The sequence below is a fragment of the Nannocystis pusilla genome (genome assembly GCF_020073745.1).
GTDB classification, from domain to species: Bacteria; Myxococcota_A; Polyangia; order Nannocystales; family Nannocystaceae; genus Nannocystis; species Nannocystis radixulma.
Map to the genome: position 1 here is coordinate 261,390 of NZ_JAIRAU010000008.1, position 17,193 is coordinate 278,582.

General features: G+C 69.8%; 15 protein-coding genes. 7 read left to right on the plus strand and 8 right to left on the minus strand.

Annotated elements, in window-relative coordinates:
- The first annotated feature begins 96 nt into the window (after positions 1–96).
- The gene (locus tag K7C98_RS10845) at positions 97–654 is read left to right on the plus strand and encodes a dihydrofolate reductase family protein (RefSeq protein ID WP_224191519.1); all 558 of its coding nucleotides are present in this window, start codon (positions 97–99) and stop codon (positions 652–654) included.
- Position 655: 1 nt separating this feature from the next.
- Here K7C98_RS10845 and K7C98_RS10850 read toward each other — a convergent pair whose 3' ends face one another.
- Positions 656–805 (minus strand): hypothetical protein, encoded by a 150-nt coding sequence (locus K7C98_RS10850; RefSeq protein WP_224191520.1) that lies wholly within the window; start codon positions 803–805, stop codon positions 656–658.
- Between the two features lie 98 nt (positions 806–903).
- Entirely contained in the window at positions 904–1,671 is a 768-nt protein-coding gene (locus K7C98_RS10855; RefSeq protein WP_224191521.1) for a helix-turn-helix domain-containing protein, read from the minus strand.
- A gap of 110 nt (positions 1,672–1,781) precedes the next feature.
- Between K7C98_RS10855 and K7C98_RS10860 the strand changes: the two genes are divergently transcribed.
- Positions 1,782–2,966 (plus strand): alpha/beta fold hydrolase, encoded by a 1,185-nt coding sequence (locus K7C98_RS10860; RefSeq protein WP_224191522.1) that lies wholly within the window; start codon positions 1,782–1,784, stop codon positions 2,964–2,966.
- Between the two features lie 142 nt (positions 2,967–3,108).
- On the opposite strand, the gene K7C98_RS10865 is transcribed toward K7C98_RS10860, so the two are convergent.
- Together K7C98_RS10865 and gshB are read right to left on the minus strand one after the other, a co-directional pair.
- The gene (locus tag K7C98_RS10865; protein WP_224191523.1) at positions 3,109–3,918 is read right to left on the minus strand and encodes a sigma factor-like helix-turn-helix DNA-binding protein; all 810 of its coding nucleotides are present in this window, start codon (positions 3,916–3,918) and stop codon (positions 3,109–3,111) included.
- Positions 3,919–3,959: 41 nt separating this feature from the next.
- Positions 3,960–4,934: a glutathione synthase gene (gene gshB / locus K7C98_RS10870; RefSeq protein ID WP_224191524.1), complete on the minus strand. Its 975-nt coding sequence runs from the start codon at positions 4,932–4,934 to the stop codon at positions 3,960–3,962.
- 85 nt (positions 4,935–5,019) lie between these two features.
- On the opposite strand from gshB, the gene K7C98_RS10875 reads away from it, so the two are divergent.
- The 3 genes from K7C98_RS10875 to K7C98_RS10885 are packed head-to-tail and all read left to right on the plus strand — an operon-like array spanning position 5,020 to position 7,950.
- Entirely contained in the window at positions 5,020–5,523 is a 504-nt protein-coding gene (locus K7C98_RS10875) for a hypothetical protein (protein ID WP_224191525.1), read from the plus strand.
- Complete coding sequence (locus K7C98_RS10880; RefSeq protein ID WP_224191526.1) at positions 5,520–6,515, plus strand: helix-turn-helix domain-containing protein; 996 nt, start codon at positions 5,520–5,522, stop codon at positions 6,513–6,515. The genes K7C98_RS10875 and K7C98_RS10880 overlap by 4 nt, the downstream gene beginning before the upstream one ends.
- A gap of 10 nt (positions 6,516–6,525) precedes the next feature.
- Positions 6,526–7,950, plus strand: a complete 1,425-nt coding sequence (locus tag K7C98_RS10885; RefSeq protein ID WP_224191527.1) for a GH3 auxin-responsive promoter family protein — start codon at positions 6,526–6,528, stop codon at positions 7,948–7,950.
- Between the two features lie 312 nt (positions 7,951–8,262).
- Here K7C98_RS10885 and K7C98_RS10890 read toward each other — a convergent pair whose 3' ends face one another.
- Positions 8,263–9,408, minus strand: a complete 1,146-nt coding sequence (locus K7C98_RS10890) for a hypothetical protein (protein WP_224191528.1) — start codon at positions 9,406–9,408, stop codon at positions 8,263–8,265.
- 873 nt (positions 9,409–10,281) lie between these two features.
- Here K7C98_RS10890 and K7C98_RS10895 point away from each other — a divergent pair.
- Together K7C98_RS10895 and K7C98_RS10900 are read left to right on the plus strand one after the other, a co-directional pair.
- The gene (locus K7C98_RS10895; RefSeq protein ID WP_224191529.1) at positions 10,282–11,166 is read left to right on the plus strand and encodes a hypothetical protein; all 885 of its coding nucleotides are present in this window, start codon (positions 10,282–10,284) and stop codon (positions 11,164–11,166) included.
- A gap of 14 nt (positions 11,167–11,180) precedes the next feature.
- Positions 11,181–11,747, plus strand: a complete 567-nt coding sequence (locus K7C98_RS10900; RefSeq protein WP_224191530.1) for a hypothetical protein — start codon at positions 11,181–11,183, stop codon at positions 11,745–11,747.
- Between the two features lie 713 nt (positions 11,748–12,460).
- Here K7C98_RS10900 and K7C98_RS10905 read toward each other — a convergent pair.
- From K7C98_RS10905 to K7C98_RS10915, 3 genes are all read right to left on the minus strand, one after another.
- On the minus strand, positions 12,461–13,966 hold the full coding sequence (locus K7C98_RS10905) for a DUF488 family protein (protein WP_224191531.1): 1,506 nt from the start codon (positions 13,964–13,966) through the stop codon (positions 12,461–12,463).
- A 161-nt stretch (positions 13,967–14,127) separates the two neighbouring features.
- Positions 14,128–15,519, minus strand: coding sequence for a DUF2156 domain-containing protein (locus tag K7C98_RS10910; RefSeq protein ID WP_224191532.1), 1,392 nt, complete (start codon positions 15,517–15,519; stop codon positions 14,128–14,130).
- A gap of 249 nt (positions 15,520–15,768) precedes the next feature.
- On the minus strand, positions 15,769–16,899 hold the full coding sequence (locus tag K7C98_RS10915) for a VOC family protein (protein WP_224191533.1): 1,131 nt from the start codon (positions 16,897–16,899) through the stop codon (positions 15,769–15,771).
- Positions 16,900–17,193: the final 294 nt, after the last annotated feature.

The window sequence follows — 17,193 nt, forward strand, 5'->3', positions numbered from 1 at the left end:
CGAGCGACATCTTCGCTCCTGGCGTACATCCTCGGCGACAAGTTCTGCGACGGCCTGCCGTTCCATCGCCAGGAGTGTATGGCTTAGACTCGCCGCATGGGACTCTTGACCTTCAGCATCAACGTCACCCTGGACGGCTGCGTCGACCACCAGGAGGGAATCGCCGACGACGAGACACACGCCTTCTTCACCCGCCTCCTGGACGAGGGCGGGGCGATGCTGTGGGGCCGCGTCACCTACGAGATGATGGAGAGCTACTGGCCGGCGGTCGCCCGCGGCGACGAGGAGGCGCCGCCGGCGATGCGCGAGTGGGCGGTCAAGCTGGAGGCCAAGCCCAAGTACGTGGTGTCGTCGACGCGAAAGGACTTCCCGTGGACCAACAGCCACCACATCGCCGGCGACCTGCAAACGGGCGTGCAGAGGCTCAAGGACGCGACCCCGGCCGGCGTGCTCCTCGGTAGCGGCAAGCTCGCGACCGAGCTGGACCGGCTGGATCTGATCGACGAGTACAAGTTCCTCGTCCACCCCAGGATCGCCGGCCACGGCCCCACCCTGTACCAGAGCGGGCTGCCCAGCACGCGACGGCTCGAGCTGGTCTCGGCGAAGCCGCTCCGCAGCGGCGCGGTCGCCATGCACTACCGGCGCGCGCCATGACTCAGAGCAGCCCCATCGCGCCCAGCTCGCGGGCCAGCGCGTCGAAGCCGCCGGCTTTCGCCGCGGATGGGTTCGGGACGGGCAAGCGGACCTCCTCGAGCGGAGCATCCAGATCGGCGTGGCCCGTGGCTCGCCAGTCGATTCGTGTCACCGGCCCCACGCTCTCGAGCAGGTCTCAGGCGTCGGCGCCTGCGACAATACCAGGAACATTCGCCGAAGCGTTCGCTGCTGGATCTCCCGCATCATGCCCTATTGTCCGTGACGCAGCGCCTCCGCGGTCGCAGGGTCGGCGGGGAAGAACGACTCGATAGCGAGCTCCGACAGCGTGACGTCGACGGGACTGCCGAAGATGGTCGTCGTGCTGAGGAACGACAGCACGGCGTCGCCGATGCGCAGGCGCAGCGTCGCGACGAGATCGGTCCCGTGGCCGGCGACCGCCTGATCGCCGCCGAGCTCGGCGCGCAGCGCGACGAGCACCGGATCGGCGCTCGCGTCGATCTGCTGCTGCAGGCGCTGCAGGACGTGCGCGCGCCACTCCGCGGCGTTGACGATCCGCGGCCACAGCCCGTCGGGCGCCAGGCTCGCGCGCAGCACGTTCATCGGCGGCTCGCGCAGGCGCGCCGGCAGGTCGCTGACGAGGGGCGCGAACGCGCGGTTGGCCGCGACGAGGTTCCAGTGGCGATCGATCGCTATCGCCGGGTATGGCTCGTGACCCGCGAGCAGCAGGTCGATCGCCCGGCGCGCGCTCGCCAGCTCGGGCGCGTCGAGCGGGTGCTGTGAGTACATCGGCGCGTGCCCGGCGGCGAGCAGCAGCGCGTTGCGGGCACGCAGCGGGATCGACAGGACGTCGGCGAGCTTGAGCACCATGTCGCGGCTCGGCGTGGCGCGTCCGGACTCGAGGAAGCTGACGTGCTTGGTCGAGATGTTGGCCGTGGCGGCGAGCGCCAGCTGGCTCATGTGCCGTTGCTCGCGCCACTGCCGCAGGAGGGTGCCGATCGGCCGGGTTGGACTCTGCATGGCCCGGCGAGTGTAGTCGTCCCGCGCCGGCGCTCCATTACCTCGCGGGTAATCCGATCGTTACCCCGCAGGTAATCGACCCGACGGCGGCGCGGGCCCAACCTCGGTGCATGACCACGACCACCGAGCCCCAGCACCTCGTCGACCGCTACCTCGCCGCCTGGAACGAGCGCGACGACGCCCGGCGCGCCGCGCTGATCGCCGCGACCTTCACCGCCGACGCGCGCTACGTCGATCCGCTCGCCGCGAGCGAGGGGCACGTCGGCATCGACGCGATGATCGGCGCGATCCAGGCGAAGTTCCCCGGCTTCGCGTTCGTGCCGCGCGGCGCCGCCGACCGCCACGGCGACAACCTGCGCTTCGCGTGGTCGCTCGCGCCCGCGGGCGGGCCGGCGGTCGCCGGCGGCACCGACTTCGCTACGGTCGCGCCCGACGGCCGGTTCGCCAGCGTCACCGGCTTCCTCGACGCGCTGCCGCCCCGGCCGCGCGGCAACACCGTGACGCTGCCCGACGGCGAGACCCTGTTCTATCGTGACAGCGGCGGCGACGGCCCGGCGGCCGTGTTCGTGCACAGCTGGGGGCTGTCGAGCTCGATGTGGCAGTACCAGGTGCATGCCCTGCGCGCGGCCGGCCTGCGCTGCGTCACCTTCGATCGCCGCGGTCACGGGCGCTCGAGCCCGGCGACCGCGGGCTACGAGCTCGACACGCTGGCCGACGACCTCGCGGCCGTGCTCGCGCACCTCGACCTGCGCGGCGTGACGTTGATCGGTCACTCGCTCGGCTGCGCGGAGATCCTGCGCTACGTCGCCCGCCACGGCTCGTCGCGCGTCGCACGGATCGCCCTGCTCGGGCCGCTGACGCCGGTGCTGCGCCGGCTCCCCGACAACCTCGAGGGGATCCCCGACGTCGTGTTCGAGGCGGTGTTTGCGGGCTGGGCGCGCGACTTCCCGCGCTGGGCCGCCGAGAACGAGGCGCCGTTCTTCGTCCCCGAGACGTCGGCGGCGATGCGCTCATGGCTGGTGTCCGAACTGCTGAGTACGCCCGTCGACGTGGCGATCGCCACGCAGCGTGCGGTGGCGTTCTCCGACCAGCGCCCCGACCTCGCGGCGATCGATCGCCCGACGCTGATCCTCCACGGCGACCGCGACGTGTCCACGCCGCTCGCGCTCGGCCGTCGCACGGCGGCCGGCATCGCCGGCGCGCGCCTCGAGGTTTATGAAGGGGCGCCGCACGGGCTGTTCATCACACACATCGATCGCGTGAACCGCGACCTGCTCGCGTTCATCCGCGGGTGAGCCGCAGGGCGTCGAACTTCATGAACAGTGCGGCGGTGTCCGTGTGCAGGCCTGGCGGCTCCTCGGCCTCCGCGTGGGCTGAGATTCCCCGCCCGCTCGACGGCTCGTGCTCCGCGTCGCCGGGCGACGTCCGGCGCACGTCTCACTCTTCTGTCGGCGATTCTTCCGGAGCCGCGACGGCCTCGTCGCCGAGCGCGGCGGCCACGAGGGCGTCGGTCTGCTCCGGGGTGAGCTGCACGGGCGGCAGGGTGCGGTACAGCTCGGCGATGTCGCGGTGTTCGGGCTCGTCGTTGTAGGCGGCGGCCGGGATGTCGGCGGTGTGGGGCGGGAGCTTGACGAAATCTGTCTCGAGGGCCAGGGTCAGGCGGCCCTCGCAATAGCAGGGGTTGTGGCGGTCGATGTGGCCGCAGCGGGGGGCCAGGTAGTCTTCGAGGCGGCGGCGCGCGCGGGTGAGGCGGACGCGGAAGGCGCTCTCCTTGATCCCCAGCAGTTCGGCGGCGGCGGCGGGCGGGAAGCCGAGCAGGTCGGTGACGACGAACGACACGCGCACGCCCGGCGGCAGCGCCCCGAGCACCGAGGCCAGGCAGGTGCGCTTGAGCTCCCACAGCAGCACCGGCACGCGCGACAGATCGCCATCGATCGGCGACTTGCCGGGGTCGATCGGCTGGGTCTCGTCGCTGCGCAGCAGGTTGTCGAGGATCACGAAGCTGTGGTCGGCCTTGCGCCCGAGCGCGTCCTCGATGCCGCGCGCGAGGCGGCCGAGCAGCCAGTCCGCGGGGCGCGCGGCGCCGGTCAGCGCCTCGACGTCGACGTTGCGGATGGCCTCTCGGACATGTACGAAAGCCCCTTCGCGCGCGCCGCACATCACGTACGCGAATGCGTAGAGGCGCGGGATCGCGGCGCGCACCAGGGACGCGAGCTCGGTCGGGCTGGTCATCGGAAGGGGGGACACCAATCTAGCATCATTCGCGCGGCTTGGGTCGTGCGGCGGTGCTAGCGCAGCCGCGGCTCGAGGGCGGCCCAGAACCTCGCCTGCATGGTCTCCTCGCCGGTCAGCCCGCCGAGGCGATTGATCTCCTGCATCCCCGTCGGGCTGGTCACATTGATCTCGGTGAGGAACTCGCCGAGGACATCGATACCGACGAAGAACTGCCCGCGCTCGCGGAGGAAGGGCCCCAGGCGCGCGCAGATCTCCCGGTCGCGGGCGGTCAGCTGGGTCAGCGCCGCGCTGCCGCCGGCGTGGAAGTTGTTGCGCAGCTCGCCCTCGGCCGGCACCCGCATCACCGCCCCGATCGGCTCGCCGTCGACCAGCAAGATCCGCTTGTCACCGTTCTTGGCCGCCGGCACGAACTCCTGCGCGATCGTCCAGGTCGAACCGTCGCGGGTCGCCAGCTCGAACAGCGTGCTGAGGTTGGGGTCGCCCTCGCGGGCGATCAGCACCTCGCGTCCGCCGAATCCGAACACCGGCTTGATGATCATCTGCCCGCCGAGTTCGTCGAGAGCGTCACGCAGATCACCAAGATTTCTCAGCAAGAACGTCCGCGGGATGAACTCCGGGAAATCGAGGATCGCCAGCTTCTCGCTCAGGTCACGCAGCCCTTGCGGCTGGTTGATCACGAGCGTGTGGCTCACCGCGCGGTCGAGGCACCAGGTCGCCGTCACGAAGTCGGGGTCGACCGGCGGGTCCTTGCGCATCACCACCACGCGGAAGCTCGCCAGGCTGCGCACCTGCGGGTCGCCGGTCGGGGCGAGCGGCGCGCCGGGTTCATGCAACCCAAGAGGATAGGCCCGCGCCACCGCCTCGGCCCCGCGGAGCAGCAGCCCCGGCAATTCGACCGACCACGGCTGGTAACCTCGCCGCAGCGCCTCGGCGATCATCAAGTACGAGCTGTCCTTCTTCGGGTGGATCGTCTCCAGCGGGTCGAGGACGAACAGCACGTCCCCACGGGCATGCTTGGCGGTCGGCATGGCCGCAGGATACTCGTTCGCGGGCGGTCCCGCGCCCGCCTGAAATTTGGAGGATGTTATCCTACATGAGCATACTAGTAGACCCATGGCCGCCCGACGACCCCGAGCTTCCGCCGCGCCCAAGGCGCAATTGCCCGAACCGGGCTGGGCGAAGGTCCAGAAGGTCCAGCTCATCCGGCGAGAGGTCCGCGAGGTCCTCGCCCCCAGCGCCCTCGAGCTGCTGTTCAAGTACGGCGAGCACGTGATCGAGGCGGGCCCCGAGCTCGGCCGCGGGCGCCGCGCGCCGGGCCAGCGGTTCTACGCCACGGTGATGGTGACGATCGACCTCCGGCGCTGCGCCGCCCACTTCTGCGAGCCGGCCGACGTGGCGACCGCGGACAAGCTGGCGGAGTTGATGCTGGGCAGCGCGCGCGTGCGGCACAAGCTGATCACGCTGGCGCGGCCGGAGCTGGCGCGGCTCGCGGGTGTGCCGGCCGCGCAGCTGCACGTGGAGATCGATCATCACGTGCGCAGCGAGGGGACGCGCATCTTCATCGACGGCGATGCCATGGTATCGCTGGGGGCGACACGCGAGGCGAGCAACCGATGAGCGAGACGAACGAGACCAGCATCGCCGACGCCGAGACGTCGGCGCAGTCGGCCTACGCCGTGCGCGACGTGTCGCGGCTGTTCGAGCTGCCGGAGAGCCGGCTGCGCTACTGGGCCCAGACCGGCTTCATCTGCCCGTCGATCCGCGTCCGCGGGCGCACCTTCTACAGCTTCCGCGACCTCATCGCCATCAAGGTCGCGCGCGAGCTGCTCGGCGCCGGCATGCCGCTGCAACGCGTGCGCCGCAGCCTCGACTCGCTGCGCGTCAAGCTGCCCGAGGTCGACCAACCGCTGGCCCGCCTGCGCGTCCGCTGCGAACACGAGCGCGTGGTCGTCGAGGACCACACCCACAGCTTCGAGGCCGCGACCGGCCAGGTGCTGCTCGACCTCGAGGTGCAGGCGCTCCACCAGGAGGTCGCGCAGGTGCTGGCGATGCCGCGCCCGCAAGGCCCGGCGCCCGAGCGCAGCGCCTACGAGTGGTTCCTGTACGCCTGCGACCGGGAGGCCGCGTGGACCGGCGACGACCCCGACGACCCCGCGTTCACCGAGGCCCGCGAGGCCTACGACCGCGCCCTCGACCTCGACCCCGAGTTCGCCGCGGCCTACACCAACCTCGGCGCGCTGCTGGCCGCCGTCGGCGACCTCGACGGCGCCCGCGACCACTTCGACCAGGCGCTGCGCTGCGACCCCGGCCAGCACGAGGCCCAGGCCAACCTCGCCGCCCTGGCCCTTCGGTCAGGTGACCCCGAGACGGCGATCGCCGGCTACCGCCAGCTGCTGCGCGCCGTGCCCGACTCGCTCGAGGGCCACTACGGCCTCGCCCGCGCGCTGCTGGCCGTCGGCGGCAAGGGCCAGGCGCTCGCCCACCTCGAGCGCTTCATCGCCGGCGTCGACGGCCTCGCCGTCGCCCAGCAGGCCGGGTCGCTCCGCGAGCGCCGCCAGCACGCCACCCGCGTCGTCGCCGCCCTCCGCCGCGAGCTCGGCACGGGCTGACCGGAGCGCCATGTCCGACACGCCGCGGCCGCTGCGCGCACCGGGACGCGAGCGCTGCCTCGAGCGCCTCGTCGACCAGCTCGGCGGCGGTGAGCTCGGCCGCACGTTCGGCCTGCACCGCCTCGCCGGCCTGCCCGACCTGCGCGCCCAGGTCCCCCTCCTCGACGCCCGCGCCCACGCCGCCCGCGTCGACTCGCTCCTCGACCTGGCCCCCTCCGGCCCTGGAGGCGCCGACCCGGCCGACGCCGGCGCCGCGGCCGAGCGCGACGAGGTCGTCATGGTCTGGAGGACATGGCTCTCCGAACATGTCGGATCGGGCATGTCCGGAGAGACCCCCCTGCGCGCCGGCCTGCTGCAGGCCCGGCGGGCCGACCCCGCAGTCGACGCGATCGCCGAGGACGACCTCGCCGCGCTCGGGGCCGAGGTGCTGCGGCTGCACGCGCTCGACGACCCGGCCCACGCGCTCGAGCGCCTGGCCGCGTTCGAGCCGGGCCTGCTGCTCAGCCCGAGCGCGGCCGCGTTCGCCTGCCTCGAGGAGCAGGCCCGCGGACCGCTCGAGCGGCGCCTGCCCGGCCTGCGCCTGCTGCTCGCCAGCTTCGACGTGCGCCTGCGCCTGCGCGCCCGCGCCGAGCTGCACGCCGCCGGGTGGATCGACCCGCGCGCCGGCCGGCTCGGGCTGCCCTCGCTGCGCCCGCCGGCCCGCAGCTTCACCCTCGCCCTGGCGAGCGCGATCGTCGAGCTGCTGCCGCCCGCCGACGAGCGCCGCGGCTCGGCCGAGGCGCCCGCGCTGTGGCCCGAGCACGCGATCGTCGGCGACCGCTACGAGCTCGTGGTGTCCTCGGGGACAGGTTGCCTGCGGCTCCGCACCGGCGAGTTCGTGCGCGTGGTCGGCTTCGACCCGCCGACCGCGCTGGTGCCGTTCCCCCGCCCCCGCGTGGTCCGCCTGCCCGCGCCCGACCCCGCGGTCCCGCTCGCCGGCCTGTCGCTGCCCGGCGCCGAGCTGGCCGCCAGCGTGCGCGCGGCGTTCCGCCCGGAGGACCCCGCGCTGGTCGCCGCGACCGTCGGCCCCGACCCCCAGAGCGTGGCCGACGCCCCGTCGCCCGCCGACTCGCGCCCCAACCACTTCGTCGACACCGAGCTCGGCTCCGCCGACGTGTCCGGCGTCCGCCAGCCGCTGCGCGCGACCGGACTGCACGTCCAGGTCGAGGTCCAGGGCGTGGCCCGGGCCGACTTCCGCGCCCGCCTCGGCCGCTCGATCGACGACGACCTGGCCCGCCGCAGCCCCGCCTACGCCCACCTCCGCGCGCAACGCCTGCTGCGCCCGCCGCGGATCGAGCTCGTGCCTCACGGGGCGTTCAAGGCCGAGTGGGACCTCGCCGCCCGCCGGCTCGATCACAAGGTCGCCGGGGCGGTCGTGCGCGTGCTGCCGAGCTGACCTGGCTCTTCGCGCATGTCCTCGAGCCGAGGTCTCATGGCTTCTCGGACATGTCGTTTGTGAGTAGCGGACCCAAGCCGTATCCCGAAGTCGAGCGACCCGTCGCCGACCCGCCACCGCGCGCGCGACCTCGCCGGTTGCGACGGAAGTGGCGTCGGCAGGCTCTTGTCACCAGCCCGTGTGCACATCGCTTCTTCGCCGAGCGTTTGCTCGGCGCCGTCGACTGCCCGTGCCCATCGAGCCTCGCTTCCCACGGCACCACGCACTCTCTCGATCATGCTGAGCATGAGTGATGAGGCCGACCCTTGACAGCTACCCCTGAGGCTGGGACGCGATGCGTCGGATTGTCACCCTCACCGACGAGTCGAAGGCATGCACGCGAATGTAGTGGAGTCCGGCTGCGAGTTGCCTCGGGACCTGGCTGTCGTCGGGATCAAAATTGCCCGAAAAACTCTCGGGGCACGCGAAGCAGGGTCCAAAGTTGATCTCTGGCTCGACCTCGGAGTCTGCTGTTTCGACCTGTACGTAGTGCCGTCCGGGAACATCAATGTTCACCGTATAGTCCATCCATCCCTCCAGGCGCTCGTGCGCCACCCCGCCCACAAAATGAGTGGAGTCGCAATCCATGTCGGCGTCGATGGTCCAGGCGTTGCCCTCCCGCGCGACGACAGGTCCGAGGCATGCGAACGGTACGACGTCGTGCCGAATCGAATCACACGAAGCCGTCTGGCTCACACGGTATTCGTCGACTTCATCATCGAGGGATCTCCCGTAAGCCCGGGCAAAATTAGCGCGGATTTTGCGCATTGTATGCGGCGGATACCCCATGTGGTAGAAGCGCATGAAGGGGTTAGGGCCGTGGCGCAACAGCAAGAACTTTACGAAGCGGCCCGCCGTAAGATAGTCGACCTCGATCGTGCTGGATGCTGCCATGTTCGGCCTCGGATCGCTATCCCCCAGCAAGCCACCTAGTGTCGGATTATCATCGAAGCCGGAGAGGGCCACGGCCAGCCCTTCAAGAAAAAAGGGTGGGGCGTTGTCACCCTGTGCGACCAGATGCACAAGTTCGTGGACTTCGGCGGGCGCGAGGGCCCATGCGTGAAGCCCGAGGCCCTCGCCTTCGAGCCCTTGAGCCACCCACTTCCGGCGCGATCTCGGGATGTCTTCCTTGGCGAGCCATGAATAGCGCAGAGGAGCCGGGGCACGAACTCCCAGCATTGTCTCCGTCAGTGCTACGGCCGCGTCCATGTGGTCAACATTGCCCGCGCACGCCTGAAGACTCGCGCTGTGCTCATAGAGGACCCGCTCACCCTCAATCTGCTCAAACTGAGGCAGGCACGCCGCCTGAGAGAGAAACGCCCCGGCAACTACGGTAAGGGCGGGCGTCCATCGACGCGTCGGGGGAAGCCCTTCCGGCCCCCGGCGCCAGCCTTCTCGATCTGCCCGTTCGTGCTTCATACGCTCACTTGTACGTTATCGCAGTCTTGGCCCCGAATCTGTGAGCATGAATGACCCTGGGCCTTCCACGAGACCTGTCTGAGATGAGTTTGCGCACCATTCTTTCGGCCCGGAGTCTGCCCCGAGAGCGGACAACCATGTCCGCGGAGTCTTGCGTGGAAGCCGCAGGAATATGATGCTTGTCACATCGGACATGTCTTGACCTCCGGGTGACTGCATGGAATTTAGCATTCCATGCAAGACTCGTGTACCGTTCGTGAGTGTACTGTTCGTGTTTATCGCACTGCTCTGCGTGTTGTCGCGGCGATCGCGTCAAAACGAGCGCTGTCGGCACCGCTCGTCATTCCAGCTAGCGGGGCATTGCTCGGCTTCCTTGCGGCCTGTCCTCCCGGCGCAAGTCTGTACGGCCAGAAGTACCTATTCAAATGTGTGAACACCGTGGAGCACACTACTAAGTAGTACTGCACCAAAATGCCGAAGACCTGTCCGCTACCGGACATTGAAGACTACTGTTCACAAAGTTGGTATGACGACATTGACCACGACCAAAACTTCAGTCCGGATGAGTCGACCGTCACACAGTCCGATTGCAACCATCTTGTGGGAACCCTGTACAACGGCTTTATGGTCTACGGTGGTTCCGCGGTCAGCGAGGTTGAGGGATACGTATGCGGTGACTCAGACGATAACGATAGCGCGAGCGCGAGCGCGAGCGCGAGCGCGAGCGCGGGCAGCGCCAGCGCAGGCAGCGCCAGTGCGGGGGCTACCGACGGCACTGGAGGTAGCGAATCCGGCACTCCGACGACCGGGGACACCGGGGGCGGGCCCGGCGACTACTATTGTAGTCGCAGGTCCCGGGAAAAGTGCGCGGACGTGGACCCCGACCTCTATGCTTACGGTGGTGATAAATACAATCGCAACCTCCTCGATCATCCCGAAGACGCACAGTACGACGCCTGCTGGACTTCTGTGGTGGAGCTGGACATGGCGAAGCCGCAGTACTCCGTGTGCGTAGCGAACGCGATTGATGAAGACGACGCTGCGAGCGATTGTGAAACCTTGTGTAACGACTTCAACACCCTCGTAAAGGACGCGTGCACCGAACCCGACTGCGATGTACTGGAGTTGGTCGACTGCGTGCTGTCAGACGGAGCCTGGACGGATGCGTCCGGAATGTCGTACACGAACGACACCTTGGAGCATCCTGCCAAGGTGGGATCGGATCCGGACATGACATGCGACGGCGAACCGATCGTGGTGCAGGATGGTGACAAGGATCCGTTCGTGGGAGGTGTGTCATTCACGACCCCGGAGGGCATGACCGCGAGCATCGGCGAGTTCCGCGGATTGATCGGACACTCGTTGTCCAACTGCAATACGACGACGTGTGACATCGTCATCCACACGCTCGTGACGCCCACTACGAATCTCTCCGGAGCCTATGCCGATGCCACTGGCAATGGAGGTCTGTTCACGCTTGGGGGGGTGGGATTCCAGGCGCTCGAGCCGTTCTCCGGCGTTTACTACAACACGCGCGGCTCGCTCGTCTTCCCGACCGCGGAGATGAATGGCCAGGCCTGGTATCGGTCGCTCACTCTGGATGGAATGCCGATCTCCAGCGGCCACGAGACCATTCCGGCGCCGATCACGCAGATCGTTGGTAGTCGGACCTCGAGCGGTGCCATCGTGCTGAATCTCACGTATAATCTTTCATCTATGGGCACGATCCATCTTTCGCTGCGGAGTATTCCGAACTAGTAGCATGGCGCTCCATGCTGCTCGGTCTTTCCCTCAGCTTGCTATTGTTCCATACTGCTCCTGCGATGAGGGAGGGGCCAGCTGCCCAGGACAAGGGAGAGCGTCATCTCGTCCTGGCTGCTCTGTTTGGCTTGCAATGGAGCACGCTGTCGGGAGTGCCCAGCGGGGAGGTGACCCTCTTTGTGGGCTCGTCCCTGCGGCCGCGCACGGGCCGGCTCGGTCGTCGCTGGAAGACCGCCCTCGGATATGCGCCGAGCTTGAGCCTGGGTGGGGCCGAGCGCGCGACGGCGTTTTTCAGTTGGGGTGGTGATTACGGTATCCTGTACCATCGCCATCATCTCGCAGCGCTCGGTCATGGGGGTCCCGGCGATCGGCTGTACTACCAATTTAGTGGCGGGCTCCTGATGTGGCGAAGCACGCCGAATGCCCTTGAGGCCGAGGTGCGCCTTGGCGTGGTGCTCGGAGTTCGGCGACCTGGACGGGTGAAGGGCGTAGTCGGCGGCGAAGCTCGGGTGGTCGCAATTCTCTCGGGGCTTGCCTTTCCGCACTTTGGTGTGTTCGCCGGACTCGCCGCATTCTGATGTACCCCCGGCGAGCTGCCTTCCCGTTTGAGCCGCTGTTCGGCTACACCTCGCTCGTATGCTTCCCGAGCGACATGCGGTGGAAGACGTTGGTGGCCAAGCGCTGCTGAGCGTCACCTGTTGAGAGTCTCCTGCCAGAAGGCCGGGCGAGCTCGAGGACGCGGCGCCGCGGCCAGGGCGGGAGCGGCCAGGGCGGGAGCGGCCAGGGCGGGAGCAGACAGAGCAGGTCGCGGAGGTAGGCCGCGGGCTCGATCCAATGGAGCTGATAACTGGCCAGTTAGCGACACGAAAAGCGGGTTAACCCCGCTCGCGCGCTGCGTCCTCGTCGCGCTCGTCGGCGCGGTTGCGCTCGCGCTCTTGATCGGCCTCGATCTCGGCGACCAGGCGCGGGGCGCGGGCGGATGCGGGCCCGCTGGACCGAACGCGCGGCAGTCGACCTCGAGGACTTGCTCGCTCCGCCCGAACGCGGGCGTTCATCCGCCGCTCAAGACCTCGTCCACATATTGGCCCAAATCCCACGACCACTCGCAAAACGCCCCGATCTCCGGCCCCCTCGTTTCCTGGCTCACGTCGGCGTTCTGCGAGTGGATCGGTAAGCCCTCCTGCCCTCCCGAGCCCGCTCTGGGTCTCGCAACGGGTTGCAACGCAGCGCGGCGCGCACCTCTACTAGCACGCGCCCTCGCGGAGCGTGATGCCCCGGCGCGCCGCGCTGCTCAGACCCGGCCCCGGTAGATCCTGCTCGCAGAGCGCCTGCTCGTCGAGCGCTTCAAGGCCGGCGCCGCGTGAATGAGACCCCGCGCCAGCATGTCGCCGCCGAGCGCGCAGAAGTACAGGTAGCCGCGGCGATCGCCGAAGCCCTCGACGTCCAGCGGAGCGTCCGCGGCGAGGCCCATCAGCGGGCGCAGCCCGCGGGCCACCCCGACATCGCCCGGCGGAAACACGTCGAGGCGGCCGAGGCCGCGCAGCAGCACCAGGGCCGCGCTCCACGGGCCGATGCCGGGCAGCTCGGCGAGGGCCGCGAGCGCGTCGGGCGTGGCCAGGCCGGCGATCGTCGCCTCCGCCAGCTCGCCGGAGGCGATCGCCCGGGCCAGCCGGCGCAGCACCTCGGCCTTGCGCGCACTCAAACCACACGCCCGCAATGTCGTGAGGCGCGCCGAGGCGACCGCCGCCGCGGTCGGGAAGGCGTGAAAGCGGCGACCGCCGTGCGCGATGGATTCGCCGAGGCGCTCGACGAGCCGGGCGACGACCGCGGCGCCGGCGTCGAGGCTCACCTGCTGAAACGGCACGACGTTGGCGAACACCTCGAACCACTCCGCGAAGCGCGGCGGTCGCATCCCCCGCAGCGCCAGGGCGGTGGGGCGGAGCTTGCGATCGGCGGTGGTGAGCCGCAGCAGCGGAGCGGGATCGACGTCGAGGCCGAGCACCTTGCGCAAGGTGGCCGCGAGCTGCGGATGCGCCGCCCGCGAGACCTCGCCGTGGACCACCACGCAGCGCAGGTCGGGCGCGTCGACCGTGCCGCGATCCTCGACCTCGACCAACACGAGCCGGTCGGCGATCCGGAGCACCCGCCGGTAGCGGCCGTCGTCCCACACGTCGACGCGATTGCTCGGCCGGCGCTGCAGCACCCGGACCGTCGCCTCGAGGTGGAACGGAGCGGACGTGGCGAGCGACTCGCCGCCGTCGCCGTCGCCCGGGTAGGTCACCCGCCCGCCCTCGACCACCGCGAAGGCGGTCATGCGATGCGGAGACGAGCGCGACAGCCCGGTGATGTGCTCGACCCGCGCGCCCCGAGCCGTGAGCGCGTCGGCGACGAGCGAGCGGTGGCAACGCCACGGCACCGCCTCCGCGCACATCAACGCGACCCGACCCTTCGCCGCCCAGGCGCGGAGCTCGGCCAGCCCGTCCGCGAATTCGTCGGTCTGCATATAATCGGCGAACCCCTTGAAGCTCCGATTGCGCCACGCGCTGTTCGTCGCGTCCTTGTTGGGACGGCGCAGGCCGCCGAGGTGCGGGAGGTGCACGTATTTCAGGCGCCGGCGGCGAAGGGCCGCCGGCAGCGTGTCGCCGTTGAATTGCGGGTTGTGCCGCGAGCGAGGGACCGTGCGGATGTCCGCGAGCACGGCGACGTCGAACGAGCACAGCAGCGCGACCAGCTCGTCGAGGGTCCGCGTCGAGTGGCCGATCGTGTAGATCTGGACGCCTCTCCAGCGATTGCTCACACTCGCAGGCATCACTCCTGGCCCGAGTTTTAATGAACCGAAGCAGCGCCCGACGCCGGCACACCCGGCCGTGCAGCCGTTCACGGGGAGCGGCGCGCCATCCCACGATTCGCCGCAGCGAATCGGCGCAGGGTGCGCAATCGCGCACCGGGCGACAGCACCTATCGCACCCGGGCTGGCTCGCGCGCCATTCGTACGAGCCGGGCTCGCGTACCCCACAGCACGATGGCGGCCAGCGCCGGCCCGATGCACGCCACGGCGATCACGAGGCCGTCGACCCAGCCGCGGATCTGCCGCAGGTTCCACACCACGGCCTCGACGGGGGTCACGAGCGCGTCGACCGTGACGGCCAGCGCGAGCACGGTGGCGAGCCGCGGCGAGCGACGCCGCTGCAGGACGACGAGGCCGACCAGCAGGAGCACGTCGAAGCCGACCCACGCCCATTTCACGCCCGCACGGCCGGCGAACCACTGCTCGGTCGACGCGCTCGCCATGAGGACAATCCACGGCACCAACAGCGCCCCGAGCCCGACCAGCACCACCGACGGCCCGCGCGCGAGGCAGCGGGCGCCGAAGCGCAGGAGCCCGCCCGGCACGAACGCCGCGAGCACGTCGACGAACGTGACGATGACGCCCTGCGACGGCGGATACGACAAGAACGTCGGGCACCACTCGGCCGGCCGCAGCTTGGCCTTGAAGCGCTGCAGGCCCTCGAAGTCGTAGAGAAAGCGCAGGCGGCTGCGAGCGAAGCGCAACGGCCGGGGGACCGCGCCGGCCAGCGGCGCGGTCCCGAGAGTGAGCCACGAGCAGCCCTCCTCCGTCGCCCGGCGCATGACCGCGTCCACGAGGACCTCGACGGTCCCGTTCGGCGCCTGCGGGTCACGCAGCAGGTGCTCGACGAACCACCCGCGGCGGCGCGGGACCGGGATCACGTGGGCGACGCCGACGACGTGGCCGTCGCGCTCGGCCACGAAGCACCGCCGCAGCTCCGGGAACGTGAACGGGCCGAGGCCGACGAGGAACCGCATCGGCGGCATCGCGCGCGTGGCGAGCCACCGCCGGGTCAGCTCCGCCGCCGCGTCCGCGAGCGGACCGGCGTCGAGCTCGGCCGGATCGATCCGGCGCACCCGCACCCCCTTCGCCCGCGCGCGGCGCAGCTGCTCGCGCAGCCCGGAGTGGCGCCGGAGCGTGCCGGGCCAGGTCTGTGGATCCCACACGGGCTGCTCGCCGATCGCCAGCGCACGCAGGGCGGCCGACGTCGCGTCGAGGAAGCGATCCTCGGTGGCGACGAAGCAACAGCGACGGCGCGCCTCCCGGGCCGCACGCACGAACGCGTCGGCGATCGCGGCGAGCTCGTCGGTCGGCGCGATCGGGGCCCCGGCCGCCACCCACGCCGACCCGGTATCGACATAGGCCACGCAGCCGTCCCCGTGGAAGAAGTAGGTGAACTCCGCGCCGAAGGTCTGGAACGCAGTCACGTTCCAGCCGTGCCGCTCCACCAGCTGCAGCACACGCCGCTGCGTCGCGCCGGGACCGGTGGGAGCGTCGGACATCGCCAGGAGTCTACGACTTCCCCGGCGCCGCGCTGCCTGGCGTGGCGCAGGGACGCTCTCCCGGTCGGCGCCAGACACGGCGCGACCCGAAGTCGAGTGCGCTTGACGGAGCCCCGATCATGAGCCCGTCTGACGCGGACGGTCGGGACGACATGCCCAAGAGGACATGTCCCGAAAGTCTCTGTCACCAAAGACCTCGGCGCGCCGCCCGCGAGGGCCGGCGCGCCGGAGTCGGAGCAGCGAGGGGCCTCAGGAGGTCGGCTTCTGCTTGGCCATCTCGGCCTGCATGCGCTCGGCCATCTGCTCGGGCGTGACGTCCTCCTTGTGCGTGGCGATGCCCCACGCCATGCCGGAGGGGTCGGCGACCATGCCGTAGCGGTCGCCCCAGAACATGTCGCCGACCGGCATGAGCGCCGTGGCGCCGGCCGCCGTCGCCTTGGCGAACACGGCGTCGGCGTCGGTCACGTAGTGGTGGAACGACATCGGCGTGCCGTTGTAGTCGGCGATCGACTTGCTGCCCATCTCGGGGAACGCGTCGGACAGCATCAGCGTGCTGTCGCCGATCACGATCTCCGCGTGCATGACCTTCTTGCCGTCGAGCGCCAGCATGCGCGACTTCTCGGTCGCCCCGAACGCGTTCTTGTAGAACTCGATCGCCGCGTTGGCGTCGGCCACCACGAAGCTCGGCGTGATCGTGTGGTAGTCCTTGGCGACCTTCTCGGTCGCGGGCGTGCCCTCGATCTTCTTCCACGCCGGCGCGGCGCCCTTCTTCGGCTTCTTCTTGCTCGGCGCCAGCGCGATCTTGGCCCGCTCCGCCATCTGCTCGGGCGTCAGGTCCTCGACGTGCGTGGCGATCTCCCAGCGGTGGCCGAACGGGTCGGTGACCTCGGCCCAGCGGTCGCCCCAGAACTGGTCCTCGGCCGGCATCGTCACCTTCGCGCCGGCGGCGGCCAGCGCGGCGACGGTGGCGTCGACGTCGGGCGAGTAGATGAGCAGCGCCGTCGGCGAGCCGCCGAGCGTCAGCGGGCCCTTCATGTCGTTGCCTTCCTCGTCGATCATCAGGATCGAGTCACCGATCTTGACCTCGGCGTGGATCGACTTGCCGCCCTCGCCGGGGATCGCCAGCACCTTGCTGGCGCCGAGGTTCTTGACGTAGAAGTCGACGGCCTCGTCGACGCCCTTGACGACGATCTGCGGCGTCACGGCGAAGAAGCCCTCGGGGATCGGCTTGACCTCCGGCTTCGGCGGCTCGGGTGCGGGCGTCGGCGGGGCCGACGCGGTCGGCTCCGGCGTCGCGGTGTCGGTCTTGGGCGAGCTGCTGCACGCGAGGGGGAGGAGCGTGAGCGCGACGAACAGGACTGTGGGGTGGGTCTTGGTCATGGGGCGGCGATACTTGGCAAACGAGTGCGGAATTGTCCAGCGAGCTGATCCGTGTTCTCACGATTTTCGCCTGATATTCGCCTCTCGACCCCAGATGCTGGGGGTAGAATTTCCCACTCGACAGCGGCGATTGTCCTGAGTGTTGGATCCATCTCCACCGCTCGCGATCACCCAGTCCGGAGCCGCGGCTCCGCTGCCATGATATGTTCTTTGAGACATATCATGAATGCACGTGCTACCCACCGATCCGCGATCATGCTCGCGGCGCGCGAGATCCAGGACCGCCCCGATGCA